Consider the following 13847-nt stretch of genomic DNA (forward strand, 5'->3'; position numbering starts at 1 on the left):
TTCTTTCACATTTCATGGATATGAGGAGAATATACAGGAAAAGCCCCTCGGCAGGCAACTGCCAAAGGGCTTCATACGTTAACATTATTTGCGGGAGTTCATCCAGTTTATGAAGTTGTTCACCACGATATCGATGAAACCAATCGTCGGTTCATGGATCAGCTTACCGGTCTCATCCATCTTCTCATGTACCGCACCGATATATACTTCATTATTGGGAAGCAGCGGTGACGTAATGCCGACGGAAAAAAGGATATCCCGAAGATGCTCTTGAGCACGAACCGTGCCAAGCTGACCCATCGATGCCCCCATGATCCAGGACGGCTTCCCGTTCATGACCTTATCGACGCGGGATAACCAATCCAGTGCATTCTTAAGCACGCCAGGTATGGAGTAGTTGTACTCCGGCGTTATCCATAACACAGCATCAGCTGCTGCAATCCGCTCCTTGAAATCTTTGACCACCGCAGGCGGATCCAGCTCCACATCCTGATCGTAATGCGGCAAATCGCGAATGCCAACGATCTCGAATGTAATCTGATCGGCATAACGGAGCTTCAAATATTCCGCAAGCTTCATATTGTACGACTGTTTTCTGATGCTTCCTACCACAATTGCAACCTTCATGATACCCTCCAATTCTTATGCCTTAAGCACAAATGTTTCAGATTCTAGACAACTCTATTCAGCCTAACACCATATTTTACCATTGTCAAAATAACCTTCGTCCTACTTCATCAAAGAGAGCAGTTTACACACATCGCGCTCCAGCTCCACTCTTCGACCTTGCGGCACATAGGGGATAGGAGCGCCAGTGCAGCGTAGGGCACTTTGATTGCGTGAGGATCTTCATAGAGCCCGCTCCAATAGGACGAATCCATGATCGAAGCTTCATCCGATACCTTAATTTCCTGATGCGCGAGTTCTTGCGGTCTCAGACGGTTCAATATCGTCTGCCGCTGGTGGTTGCCTTGACCCAGCCTGGCCAGCTGGGTGTATCCGAGCCTTTCCAGTTCAATAAGCGCATGGGCATGCGTAATGCCGTGTTCAAGCTCTCCTGCAAAAAAGTAATACTTGCCCTCATAATGCTGATCCGGCAGCACCAGCTGCAGCTCCGATAGGGCACGGGAGGCCAAGTCAGACGCATCCTGGTAAGGTGGTATGTCATTGAACGAGAGTTCCGGCAGACTTTGCCGGGTATAATCCTCAATCCCATAATACCTGGCAAGCTTATGCTCATGCGCTGCATCTTCCATCAGCTTGAGCAGGCCCCTGACGATAGACGGAGTCAGCAGATCCGGCCGGTCCCGCAGCGCTTTAAGGCCGAGGACTCCGAGGGTCACCCCATGCCCGGAGGTGCTCAGATTTGTCAGGTTCGGCAGCAATCCTTCTACCAATTGATCCATTAATTCAGGCTTAGCCAGCTCCGATGGATAGGGCTCAAACCAATCCTCATGCTGACTGCGCAAGTGCCGGCAATTGGCGGCCAGCCCCTGCCGCACGTCCTGCGGAAGATCATGCTCCTTCTGCATGTAATAAGCCGCCAGATACGCCCCGCCGACATGTCCTTCAAACCAACCCACCTCACCCCCGCGGCTTAGTGCCGTGAGTCCATCCTCCAAATATTGGTCGCTGATGTCCATGTCGTCTCCCTTCCCTTCACTCGTGTCCGGCAAATTCAGCCTGGATGCAATATCCTTGGGCAAACTCGTTTTCTTCAAACGAATATTGTAGCCATACATTCTAAACTGCAGACCATTTTCGTTATCCGACACGATGATCCGGCGATCCAATGAGGAGCGAACCCGATCCAGAAAGCGATCATCCGTAACCCCATAAGTTAAATCTAACGACGGTGCCAGCGCATACATCGCGATTGGAATCCATTTGCGCTTGGTAGACACGACGACCGCATGGGCCGTTCCCCCAATAACAAATGCAAACTGCTCCGAGTCCTTGGCAATCGTTAATCCCAACGTCCGTTTCATCCATAATCTAGCGGCTACCGGATCCTCTACAGGCAATCCCACTTCCCGCAAATACAGGACACCGTAAGGGCCATTCGGAGTCAGAACCCCTTCTTTCAAGTCGTGATGGGCTATAAATTCAAGCAGATTGCCATCGCCGTCTTTGAAATACGCGTTCACACCGGAATCAAACCATTCAACCACCTCGCCGTCGGGCCATTGCAGCAGTGGCAGCTGCTCTGCGAGCTGCTGAATCGTAGAGTTGAAGCGGGAATAGGAGACTTCAAACGCGATATGAACCGGGGATAAGGGTTCGAACACTTCTTCGAATACAAGCGAAAAATCAGGTGTAGGCTGAAATTCGATCTCGACCTCATTTTCCCGCGTGATGGGGAAGTGAAGCAGTCCATGATAGAACTGCTTCACCCCCTGAATGGATAGGGTCTTCAATTTCAATCCGGCAAAATGTGTAATCACGATGGAAAAGCCTCCTCTTTACCGCTGACTTTCTTGACCAGCTCCATAAAGATGGAAAGGGCTTCCTTGGCACGGTAATCCAGCACAATTGTACCTTCTGCCGATTCGTTTTCATAAATGGCACGCTGAGAGCCACCAATGGAGATCCATTCCGGACTGTTAATTCCATGCAGATTGCGAATGGTAGCCTGCATTTGCTGCAGTGAACTCACACCTACTGCGCCGCCCGCCGAGCTTACGGATAGAACCGGCTTGCCTGAGAAATGCATCTGTCCCATATGATCCAGCGCGTTCTTAAGCACCCCGCTCATTCCACCGTGATATTCGGGAGTTGTCAAAATAATGCCGTCTGCCTCCATTAACAGCCGCTGCAGCTCACGCACGCCCTCATGACGGTTGAATATTTCGTCCGGCGAATAGAACGGAACCGGGCTTTCATACAGATTGAACAGGTTTACTTCCACGAACAACCGCCTCAATTGCCCCTCCAAAGCTTTTGCCAAAACGGTACTGGTTGCTTCCTTGCGATTGCTGCCTGTGATCATCACGATTTTCATAGCACTGCCTCCCTTTTAGGTTGTCGAGTGATTTGTTAAGTACATTGTATAGGAGGCAAGCCATGGAATTCGTCATCACAAGGAGTGATTTCACGTGCAAAAACCCTCAAACCTTTGGCTGAGGGCTCTACAACTATAGTCTTAGATACGATCACTATGTAAAGTAAACTTTTATACGATTCCGTGCTTGAGCGCATAGATGGCCGCCTGAGTCCGGTCGGCGACACCCAGCTTATCAAGCAGATGGCTGACATGGGTCTTGACTGTCTTCTCGGTAATATACAGCGCTTCGCTGATTTCTCTGTTGTTCATGCCCGAAGCGATCAGCTGCAGCACTTCCTGCTCCCGGCGGGTGAGTTTATCCAGCTCCTGCACAGCTTCTTCCTGCCTGCCTGGCCCGCTGGACGACTCCGCTCCTTCGGGTAATGTAACGTGTGTCATTAACAGTCCTGCTGCATCCGGATGCAGCTCGACCATGCCTTGGAATACGCGTCTGATGGCAGCTACCAGCTCCTCCGGTTCAATATCCTTCAAGAGATAGCCTCGTGCGCCTGCCCGAATGGCGGGCAGAACATGGTCGTAATCGACAAAAGAGGTCAGTACAATCACTTTAATGTGAGGCTGTTCTTTTTTCAGCCGTGCGGTCGTGTCGATTCCATTCAGCACAGGCATGTTCAGATCCATTAAAACAACATCCGGCTTGAGATGAACCACCCGTTCCAAGGTCTCCTCGCCATTGGCGGCTTCACCCACCATTTCGATATCCGGCTGCGTAGCCAGAAAAACCTGCAGTCCCCGGCGTACCATGGCGTGATCGTCAGCAATTAACAATCTGATCATCGCATATCACCTCCATTCTCTGTTGATTTCAACATCAAGGGCAGCGTAACCTCAATGATGGTTCCTCCTCTGTACACACTATATAGACGGAATTGTCCTCCCAGTGATTCGGCTCGTTCCCGCATGCTGGACAGTCCAATGGAGTGTCTTGTGAGCTCGCTCAATCGTTGTTTGGTAATGCCTCGCCCGCGATCTTCAATCCGAAGTTCCACTTCACCATCATGCAGGGTTAAAGCTACCGTAACTTCCTTCGTATCCGCATGCTTGCTTACATTGTTGAGCGCCTCTTGGCCGATCCTCCATAAGGCTTCTTCTATTAGCCTCGGCAGCTCGTGAATACCGCTGATATGTGAACGCACATGAAGCTTCAATCGTTCGCCGTATTGCTTCAGACCTGTCACAAGCCCTTCCTCAAGCCCTGGCGGACGAAGCTGCATAATCAGCTCCCGCATTTCCTTGAGGGCGCTTTGTGATAACGACTGTATGTCGTGAATCGTGTCCTGCAGCAAGCTTGATTGATCATTGGATTCCGCTGCAAGCATACCGCCCACTCCCCTGGACATCATCACCAGCGAGAATAAGGTTTGGCTTACCGAGTCGTGCAGGTCGCGTGCGAGGCGGTTTCGTTCATCCATCCGGGTAAGCTCTCGCCGGTTCTCCTCGAGGCGGACACGCTGAAGGGTCAAGCCAATATGTTCAGCCAAAGCCTCGATTACTTCGATATCCGCCCGGTACTGATCGCCGTATTGATCATAACCCACCAGAAGCAGGCCGAGTGAAGAGTCTCCGGCGACAGTGACAGGGGTAGCCACAGCACGGGTCAGGGATGAGACCCAGCCTTCCTGAACGAGCTGGTCTGCCAGCCGCTGCGCATCTTCTGCGCAGACCGGATCTCCTCCTGAGCGCTTCCTATCGTTAGGGTGGGGACGTGCCATCTCGGCGAGTGGAAATTTGGCATGGGGCAGCGTTGTTTTTCCCTCGCTGTATAGTGCCCGGAGTGTGATTTCCTTTTCAAGCGGCTCCAGCAGCGCGACGACCGGCCAATCAAAATATCGGCCCATTAAACTCATCACCTGCTCTGTTAACTCAGCCCGGTTAACGGCTTGTGAAGCATAGGCACCGAGAGCGCTGCTGTATTCCCCGAGCCGGACGAACAAATCCGCTCGACGCTGCTCGGCCGCGTACAGCCGCATGCGCTCAATGGCGCTGCCAATCTGATATGCAACCGACTCCAGCAGCGCCAATTCCTCTTTGGAGAAATGCAGCTTCCCGGGCGCAGCCACATTCAGCACACCGAACCTGCGGCTGCCGGATCGCAGCGGAACCGTTGCATGGTGGGTAATGCCTTCCGTGTCACCCCACTGATATCGAACCGCGTTATCCAGACGTTTGCAATTTAGAATGTTGACTGCATTCTTCAGGCGTCCATCATCGTAGCGCTCCAAGCACCAGCAGCTGCCGCATCTCATAGGCTCGTTATCCTCCCGGCTCAGTGCAGGCGGCAGATTTCGATTCGCAACAAATTCATACGTTCCCCGCTCATTCACAAGGAACAGCCAGCCGGTCGTAAGTCCTGTCAGCTCCAACAGCTTGCCTATGACAACATCCAGCATCGGGGTCAGCTCATTGGATTCGTTCAAGGTTTCTGCGATCGTCTTCAGCGTAATCAATTCCTGAATATGCGGATCCTGATTGGACATACACGAGAACTCCTTCTTTTTTTTGCATTCTGAAGTAACTATATTATATAATCCAGTCACATACCATCCAATCCCTCATCCAGCATCCTCAGCCAGCCCGATACTTCACCCCATTAATTTTGGTAAAAAACAATTAATATTGTTTTATCTCTTGCATAATTCCACCTACATATGGCTTAATATAGAAGTCGGGCCGACGAAATGAGCTGAAAGGAGGCTGATTGAAATGATTCAGATCCGTGAGGTGGTATTCGCGTAAAGCGAATATCCGTTAAATGGGAGCCCGCTGCGGGCTCCCTATATCTATTTTAAAATCCAAAAAAAATCCTAAAAAACTAATTTCACGAAAGGAGGAGGGCAAGCATGATCAATGCAATTGTTTTGAAACTCAGCGATAGCTTAAATATGTATACAGAAAGAGGAGGGCATCGATGGGCCATTACAAGAACGGAAGAGAAGTGCTTCCCCCCGAGCTGCTGCAGCAAATTCAACAGTATATAGATGGAGAATTACTCTACATACCGAAACAGAGCGAGCAAAGAGCCGGCTGGGGAGAGTTAAGCGGTTCCAAACAACGCATCGAAAGTCGCAACAAAGAAATGTATCGCGCTTACTGCAAAGGAAGGTCTATTGAAGAACTGGAACGGACCTACTTCCTGTCAGGAGAAAGCGTGCGCAAGATCATAAGCAAACTTACCCGCGTAGGGACCTAAAGCGATGAGGCTTAACGGACTGCATGCGGATTAACATAGGACTGTTCCCCAGGGGTGCAGTCCTTTTCATGTGACTCAGGCTAAACTGGCGTGGAGCCTGGCTTGTGTTGAACCGTATATCGGAATTCGAGATTCGACTACATAGAAAAAAGAATGCCCGGCTGTAGATTGTCTACGGCCGGGCATCTTCATGTCCAACTATCCTTCCTGCGGCTCACCCGCTATATCCCATCGATGGCGGAATTTCTCCAATCTCGGATGCAAGTATGGAGGCTCGGACAACAGAATCAGCCTCAGCTTCACAATCCATTCCTCAAATGAAGAAAAAGACGCAAACACATTAGCCACCTCAGGCGTCAAAACAAGAAAATGCGGTCTTCCGTATTTCTCGACCAGATGACGAAGCGCAGTATCGATTGGCGTGTACTTTTTTCGTTTCGACTCGAAAGCTTCAATTACAACCGAGGAGTCTTCACGCTCCCCGACCCATTCCTGAAGCCGTTTCTCCCGTTTGAAATAAGGACTCACCGGCTCCTTGAACATCCGTCTTACCGTCTCTTCATGCAGCGGATACAGCACCAATTTTGAAAACGCCCGTTCTTCCAGAATGGCTACAGCCTGCTCCAGATCCTCCTGCACCTGTTCGAAGGAGTCGTAAAATATTAATGTTCCCTTGGTTGCCGGCTTCGGGGGTTCGTAGCCGTAAGGAACATGCACCAAATTGCGCGGCATGATGGAGCTTCACCTCTCTTTACTCTGATGACTGGGATGAAAGCTTTGGCGCTACGCGATGTCGCGTCGCCTGTTCAAAGCCATAGGCCAGCTTGATTAGCACGGGCTCACTATAAGCCGTTCCGATGAAGGTAATGCCCTGAGGGCCCTTCGTCATGTAACCGCCCGGAGCAATGACGCCATTCTCCGCGTAACCTCCAGGAACGGTAATCGAAGGATAGCCTGCTCTGGCTGCCAGATCCGGTCCATATTCATTACCCAGGAACAGCAAGGCATCCAGCTGGAACTCCTGCAAAACCTGGTCAATGCCCCGGGTCCCTGCCATCTCCCTGTTCTTCTGTCTGCTCTCGAGGTACTCTTGCTCGGTCAATGTACCGCTGGTTTCCTCGGCCCAAATCAGCGTGCCCTGACCATATTTCTGGGCCCTGTCGGCATGTGCCTCATTATAAGCGATTACGTCGGCCAATGAGTGAACCGGCAGCGAAGAATCCACATTTACCAAATAATCATTCACGTACTTCTTAAACTCATAGCGGAGGACATTGGCATCCCACTTCGTATTCTGGCATGGCAGATCGACCGGGTCGATTATGACAGCTCCCTGCTCCCGCAGCACTTGAATGGCGGATTCTACAATGTCTAGTCTATCCCGATCGAGATGCTTATAGTAGTGTCGGGGAATCCCGATTCTGGCCTGCTTCAGATATCCAGCATCCAGAAATTCGGTGTAATCCTTGATCCGATGCTGAGGATCTATGTTCGTGGCTTCGTCCTGGTCATCAGCCCCCGTGATGGCACCAAGCAGAATAGCGGCATCCGCGACAGTTCTGGCCATTGGGCCTGCTGTATCCTGCGTATAGGTGATCGGGATGATACCCGAGCGGCTAACCAGACCCATTGTCGGTTTAATTCCAACCAGACTATTCTGGCTGGATGGGCTGATAATCGATCCCGAGGTTTCCGTCCCGATAGCCGCCGCGGCCAAATTCGCCGCTACCGCTGCACCGGAACCGGAGCTTGAACCTCCAATAAACAATTCACCCGGACCATATGGATTTAAGGTAAGTCCTTTTCTCGAGCTATACCCAGCCCACATGGAGGCTGACATGAAGTTGGCCCATTCGGTCATGTTGGTCTTTCCAAGAATGACGGCACCAGCCTGGCGCAGCTTCTCTGCAACGAAGGAGTCCTTGGCTGCATAAGAGTCCGCAAGCGAGATAGAGCCGGCGCTTGTATGCAGCTTGTCTCCTGTGTCTATGTTATCTTTCAGCAGAACTGGAATTCCGTGCAGCATTCCCCTGACTTTCTTGACGCTGCGTTCCTGATCCAGGTCCTTGGCGATCTGCAGCGCGTCCGGGTTCACCTCCAGAATCGAGTGAAGCTGTCCGTCGTACAGCTCGATCCGCTCCAGGTACAATTGAACCAGCTCCACTGAAGTGATCCAGCCTTGTTTCAATGCATCCTGCATATCCGAAATGGTTGCTTCCACAATCCATGTTTTTTTATCCATAATCCTATACTCTCCCCCTGATTCATCGTTTTGAACTTGCCATAGATAACGGGGATTACATTTTCATATTCTAGCCTCCAGACTGCTCGTATCCGTTTTAATTTCGAGATTCGGAAGCAAAATCCCTCTAATATCGGAGTATTTCAATCCTTTCGATCCATACTTTATACTTGTATAGTATCGTACATCCCATGATGTTGTTCCCAAACAACAAACAAGCCGACCAAGAATAAACCCTTGATCAGCTCGCTTTCGTTAGGAAACCGGGTGCTACCGGTACCACTGTGCCTGTTTGTTAAACATCTCGGCATAATGCGCGTCCTGCTCAATTAACTCCTCATGCCTTCCCTCTTCAACGATCCTTCCATCCTTAAGGACCAGAATACGATCCGCTTGTCGGCAGCTGCCCAGCCGGTGAGATATGAAGATGGCGGTTTTCCCTTCCGTTATGGACATCAGGTTCTCAAATATAGCAGACTCCGTGAGCGGATCTACCGCAGCCGTAGGCTCGTCCAGATAGATCACCTCGAAATCCCGGTAAAATGCGCGGGCAATCGCTACCTTCTGCCATTGTCCCTGCGACAGTTCACGCCCGCCCGAGAAACGCGTGCCCAGCTGTGTTGACACCCCATCACGGAGTGAATTGACCAGCGAGGTCATCGATGCCTTATCGATGGCATGAGTCAATTGGCGCTCGCTTTTCCAATCATCCGTCTCACTCTCCTGCAACGTGATGTTCGCTCCAAGGGTCAATTCATATCGGTAGAAATCCTGAAACACTGCCGTCACTTTACTGCGGAAGCTCGTGGGATCATAATCATGAATCGGGATGTTATTGTAACGCACCTCACCGCTGGTTGGCTCATACAACCCCAGCATAACCTTGACAAGGGTGCTCTTACCCGCACCGTTTTCACCCACGATGGCTACCTTTTCACCAGGCTTTATGCGAATGGACAGATCGTCAAGGATATTCCGTTCCTGGCTCGGATAACGAAAAGAAACACGATCCACTTCAATGCCTTGAAACAGCTGCCCGGCCATCGGCAGTTCTTTGCTTTGCTGTGGTACGGGCGTATCCAGAAACTCAAACAATTCATGAATGAACAGACCGTCATGGTAGATCTGTCCCATGTTCTGACTAATATTCTGTATGGAATAACGCGTATCCTGCACCGCTTGATAGAGTGCAACATAGCTGCCAATCGTCAATTTGACGCGGGAGCCCAGCCATATGAATACAGCCAGAATGCTAAATGAAAATATCGTAACCGCGGACTCCACCACAAGGCGATTTTTCATATTTTTCCGCTCAACACCCAGCATTTCATACGTGTTCTTGAAATAGATGTCCCTCCATCTGCTCAGTAAAAAATCCTTGGCATCAAACAAGCGAATTTCCTTCGCCGCTTCCTTGGTTTGCAGCAGCTGGTTCATATACACCGCCATCCTTGACGAAGCAGTCTGCTGATGAATGACTATAAAGCGGGAAGCCCCCTCCTTCTTCTGGATGACCAGCAGCGGAATAATCAGAAGCAGCATCACGATGGGCAATATGTAATGGAAGCTGAACAGCAGCACAAGCAATCCCGCAAGCGTAATGACACTCTGAATGATGGAGAATATGTAGAACACCATGTTAATGCCGCATATGCTCAGATTGCGAAGTGCTCTCTGCAGCTTGTCATAACTTTCCGGTGATTCAAAGAACAAGAATGGAAGCTTGCTCAATTTTTCGGATACTTGAAGATTAAACCAGAACGATACATACGCGTTCATCTTGCGTTCCGTATACTTTTGAAAGGAGCTCAGCGCGATTCCAAGCAATATGACCGTCAACTGAAGAACCAACCAATACAGTGCGCTAAGAGGCGTTTCACCACGGGTCAGCACACCCGTAACAGCGTTAATGACTTGAGCCGTAATATAGATCTGTGCTACAGGCAAGAAGGCCTGAGCCAGATAAATAACAGTGGCCCTTGAGAACATGCGTGGAGAAACACGGTACACCTGCTTCATAACCTCAAATATCAGGTTTGCATATTTCATGGTGTATGGCCTTGAGCCTCCTTCACGATTAAGCTGATTTGTTAAAGGCTGAAGGTTTTGCATGCGGTAGCTGTGTCATCATTTGCTCAAAATGATGCAAGTAATTGGTGACACTTTTGTTGAGGATAACCTGCTCATCGGATAAGTAAAACGCAAAGGGAAACCGGTTCACTTTATACGAATCGATAAGTGCCCGATCCGCCCATACCACCTGAAAATCTGCTAATTCATTGGTGTTGACCATCTCTTCAGCCTCGTCAGCATCCTGTGCGTACAGAAATAACGTGACGGGAAGCCCAGGATGCGAAGCAATGAATGTTTTAACGGCGCTATAGGTTTCCTTGCAGGCATTGCAATTGTTCATGGTGAACAAGATGATTTTGGACTTGCCATCATACAGATTCACGGATTCTCCCCCCATACTCATATAGGTTTTACGGGGAATCGCCACCCCCAGCTCAAGCCCTTCCTTCGGGATTGTCGGCTCCTCCTTATCGGTTATCGCTGGCTGAGACTTCAAACTCCGAACATGTTGATACAATTTAATTACGAAGAACGCCAAGCTGAATATGAGTACATATTGAATAACAAGCACGGTAATAATCAAATCCATGGATTATTCCTCCCTCCTCGGGTGCAATTGGGCTAGCGTATAATAGTTCAATACGACCAAGGCTAGAACGGCAACTCCGATGGCTGACAGCACGGTGAGAACCACTTCTTGTGCCGGTAGGCTCCAGAAATCCACAGACTCAGAGAAGATCGATAGCAGCACATTTAACAATCCTAATAACCCGATCTTGACGACCGTGCTCATTCCGAGCGTTTCACTGGACCACGAGCCGAAGCAGCTGCAGACAATCTCCTGTTTCCGCACAACCTTTGCCTGATAAACGGCGAATCCGAACCCTGCCAGCATGATGAAAATCGCGATCTGCGCATACATCCTGCTTCCTGAGAACAGCAGACCTGCCCCTGCCGCTATCTCAGCGGCGCATATGAGAACAGGTACAATGGGTGAGCGACCTGCAGGCATCTGCAATCGTTCTATCGTTGTCCTGAAATCCGGTAACGATAACAGTTTCGACACTCCCGAAAACACAAATATCACGGTAAGAGACAGCAGACCAAGCGCGGTCATCGACACGGTTCATTCTCCTTCCCGACAGCCAGGGAGACCAGGCACCCATTTGATGACATTGAATTCTTGCTGACATCGGACTGTACTCATCATGCCTGCTCACGGCTTCTCTTCCATACTGCAATGGACCAGCAATCATAATCGATACCTCACTCTCCAACAGTGTTATGAAATAGTAGATTCCGCATGAAATATAAACAGCGGAACAAGAAGTTCCGCTGTTTATACGATGAGTGCATGCGTTTTCAAAAATTAGCAGCCGCAGCTATATCTTGCTTCGGAACCATTGCCGCAATCCCATACTTCGAGAAGAACGCCAAATTTGTCACGTCCGCATTGCTCTGTTGTGTTACAAGAAGTGTGACGAAGAATACACATTAATCTTCACCTCCTTTCAAACCATGAAATACATGTGCATTTATGTGAAAGGTGCTCTGGCAGCCGTGTTGAGATGTGTAAACCGCTTGATGTAGGGAGTCGTTCAGTCTAGTAAAGCGCATAGTTTAGTGAATAAATCCAGAGGTTGTTTAAGAGGAGCTTGATCTAACTAACTAGCTTGCAAGATATGATTAATATACTATATTTATCATTTCTTACAAGGATAATATCTTATAGTAAATAAATAGAATATTATCCCTTATTCAATAAATTACATATCTTTTACGGCGTTTATACTCCATTCTCCATTCCAGCTTTCGCCATGCGAGAAGAACATGACAAAAGGTTTCAATGCGGACTTGGTTTGCGTAACCCCTACAAAAAACATTAGGAAACAGAGGCCTCTTAGGCCACCTGCTTTGCAATTTAAATTAAGCATTTCCGATCGTAGGATTGTCTTCCTGCCCCCTTCATGCAACCAATCCCCTTCTGTCAGCGTAATAGAAGAAAACACCCGCTGGAAAAGGTATTTTTATTCGTAATCGCTATAAAAAACTAATTGAAAGAAGGAAGATCGTATGATTATTACAACAACATCTACCATTGAAGGTTACCCGGTTAAAAGGTATATCAGCGTTGTGACAGGCGAAGTCATTATGGGCGCTAATGTAGTGAGGGACTTTCTGGCCTCCATTACCGATTTTGTTGGCGGGCGCTCGGGTGCATACGAGAACAAGCTGCAGGAGGCAAGAGATGTAGCGTTTGCCGAGATGAAAGATAAAGCTGAGCGGATGGGGGCCAACGCCATTGTAGCAGTGGACATCGACTATGAAGTCATTCGCGAGGGAATGCTGATGGTGGCCGTCAGCGGAACAGCAGTGGTGATATAGCCGGTCCTGTAACAGACGACGAACGGCGCAAATCAGCCAGTAATCGGCATATCGCAAGATTGATGCTATAAGTCGAGCTGCAATTGAAAAACGGCGTGATCAAGACTGGAAAGCTGCTCAATACATTTCCTTTCTACTCCCTTGTATCCACATAATCGTTTGAAGATTTCGATCAAGTCTTTTCTCACTTGATTACAGATCTCTTTCCGTCTATACGTCGGGTGAACACAATATGGTACTTGCACAGTGGTTTCATATTTCGCACGCTATCGCGTGCTCAACTGACTAAACTCAGAAGAAAACCCTTGATTTATCAAGGGTTTTCTTCGTATAGGACTCAGAGGAATTTAACCCCTAACCTGTTTGGCATTCTCAATTAAATCACAACGCCTTTTTTCAGAATGATGTTTGCATATAATGCTTTTTCGCCTGTCGAGACGACCGCGTAAGCATTTTTTGCCCGTTCATAGAATGCAAACCGCTCCATTTCCTTGAAGTCCATATGCACAGCATGAAACTCCCTCACGATCCCCCTGTATTCCTCCCAGATCGGTGTCTGCACCGTATCGCCAGGCATGACAGCCATCAGCGCAACAGGGGACTCAACGTACGTATCCAGAGGAAACAGCGGCAATATGGCGCTCAGCAGCGCAGGGATACCATGTCCGTCTGCCCGGACCAACCGCCGGGCATGACTTGCTGCCGGGAAATTGGCGTCGCCGAGCACGATTTCATCCGCGTGCCCCATTTCCATGAGGATCTTCAGCAGATCCGGGGAGATCACATTGGATATTCCTTTTAACATGGCACGAGCCCCCTTCTATGGCAACAACAGAATAATAACGCATCAAGCAGTTGGGACGTCATGTTGCTTACATGAATAAAAGAGTGCA

13 protein-coding genes and 1 pseudogene are annotated in these 13847 nt (G+C 49.3%); 2 read left to right on the forward strand and 12 right to left on the reverse strand.

Annotation, left to right across the window (positions count from 1 at the left end):
• Window positions 1-84: 84 nt before the first annotated feature.
• From PVOR_RS18715 to PVOR_RS18735, 5 genes are all read right to left on the reverse strand, one after another.
• Entirely contained in the window at window positions 85-627 is a 543-nt protein-coding gene (locus tag PVOR_RS18715) for an NADPH-dependent FMN reductase (protein WP_006211008.1), read from the reverse strand.
• A 110-nt stretch (window positions 628-737) separates the two neighbouring features.
• Window positions 738-2444 carry a VOC family protein gene (locus PVOR_RS18720; RefSeq protein ID WP_006211009.1) on the reverse strand — a complete coding sequence of 569 codons (1707 nt, stop codon included), beginning with the start codon at window positions 2442-2444 and terminating at the stop codon, window positions 738-740.
• A complete protein-coding gene (locus PVOR_RS18725) occupies window positions 2441-3001 on the reverse strand; it encodes an NADPH-dependent FMN reductase (protein WP_006211010.1) in 561 nt (186 codons plus the stop codon). The genes PVOR_RS18720 and PVOR_RS18725 overlap by 4 nt, the downstream gene beginning before the upstream one ends.
• A 171-nt stretch (window positions 3002-3172) precedes the next feature.
• The gene (locus tag PVOR_RS18730; protein WP_006211011.1) at window positions 3173-3841 is read right to left on the reverse strand and encodes a response regulator; all 669 of its coding nucleotides are present in this window, start codon (window positions 3839-3841) and stop codon (window positions 3173-3175) included.
• The gene (locus PVOR_RS18735; protein WP_006211012.1) at window positions 3838-5541 is read right to left on the reverse strand and encodes a GAF domain-containing sensor histidine kinase; all 1704 of its coding nucleotides are present in this window, start codon (window positions 5539-5541) and stop codon (window positions 3838-3840) included. The genes PVOR_RS18730 and PVOR_RS18735 overlap by 4 nt, the downstream gene beginning before the upstream one ends.
• 431 nt (window positions 5542-5972) lie before the next feature.
• Here PVOR_RS18735 and PVOR_RS18740 point away from each other — a divergent pair, with 431 nt between their 5' ends.
• Window positions 5973-6254, forward strand: a complete 282-nt coding sequence (locus PVOR_RS18740; RefSeq protein WP_006211013.1) for a CD3324 family protein — start codon at window positions 5973-5975, stop codon at window positions 6252-6254.
• A 198-nt stretch (window positions 6255-6452) separates the two neighbouring features.
• Here the strand turns inward: PVOR_RS18740 and PVOR_RS18745 are convergent, their stop codons facing one another.
• The 5 genes from PVOR_RS18745 to PVOR_RS18765 form a co-directional block, all read right to left on the reverse strand.
• Window positions 6453-6986 (reverse strand): hypothetical protein, encoded by a 534-nt coding sequence (locus tag PVOR_RS18745; RefSeq protein ID WP_006211014.1) that lies wholly within the window; start codon window positions 6984-6986, stop codon window positions 6453-6455.
• A gap of 19 nt (window positions 6987-7005) precedes the next feature.
• Window positions 7006-8496, reverse strand: coding sequence for an amidase family protein (locus PVOR_RS18750; protein ID WP_006211015.1), 1491 nt, complete (start codon window positions 8494-8496; stop codon window positions 7006-7008).
• Between the two features lie 270 nt (window positions 8497-8766).
• Window positions 8767-10545: an ABC transporter ATP-binding protein gene (locus tag PVOR_RS18755; protein ID WP_006211016.1), complete on the reverse strand. Its 1779-nt coding sequence runs from the start codon at window positions 10543-10545 to the stop codon at window positions 8767-8769.
• A gap of 28 nt (window positions 10546-10573) precedes the next feature.
• A complete protein-coding gene (locus tag PVOR_RS18760; RefSeq protein ID WP_006211017.1) occupies window positions 10574-11158 on the reverse strand; it encodes a hypothetical protein in 585 nt (194 codons plus the stop codon).
• Between the two features lie 3 nt (window positions 11159-11161).
• Window positions 11162-11686, reverse strand: coding sequence for a MauE/DoxX family redox-associated membrane protein (locus tag PVOR_RS18765; RefSeq protein ID WP_006211018.1), 525 nt, complete (start codon window positions 11684-11686; stop codon window positions 11162-11164).
• 956 nt (window positions 11687-12642) lie between these two features.
• On the opposite strand from PVOR_RS18765, the gene PVOR_RS18775 reads away from it, so the two are divergent.
• Window positions 12643-12954: a YbjQ family protein gene (locus PVOR_RS18775; protein WP_006211020.1), complete on the forward strand. Its 312-nt coding sequence runs from the start codon at window positions 12643-12645 to the stop codon at window positions 12952-12954.
• Between the two features lie 131 nt (window positions 12955-13085).
• Here PVOR_RS18775 and PVOR_RS32055 read toward each other — a convergent pair.
• Both PVOR_RS32055 and fucU read right to left on the reverse strand, forming a co-directional pair.
• Window positions 13086-13210 (reverse strand): annotated as a pseudogene (locus PVOR_RS32055) (transposase); the annotation flags it as partial.
• 120 nt (window positions 13211-13330) lie between these two features.
• On the reverse strand, window positions 13331-13759 hold the full coding sequence (fucU, locus tag PVOR_RS18780; protein ID WP_006211021.1) for an L-fucose mutarotase: 429 nt from the start codon (window positions 13757-13759) through the stop codon (window positions 13331-13333).
• Window positions 13760-13847: the final 88 nt, after the last annotated feature.

The organism is Paenibacillus vortex V453 (assembly GCF_000193415.1).
Taxonomy (GTDB): domain Bacteria; phylum Bacillota; class Bacilli; order Paenibacillales; family Paenibacillaceae; genus Paenibacillus_AQ; species Paenibacillus_AQ glucanolyticus.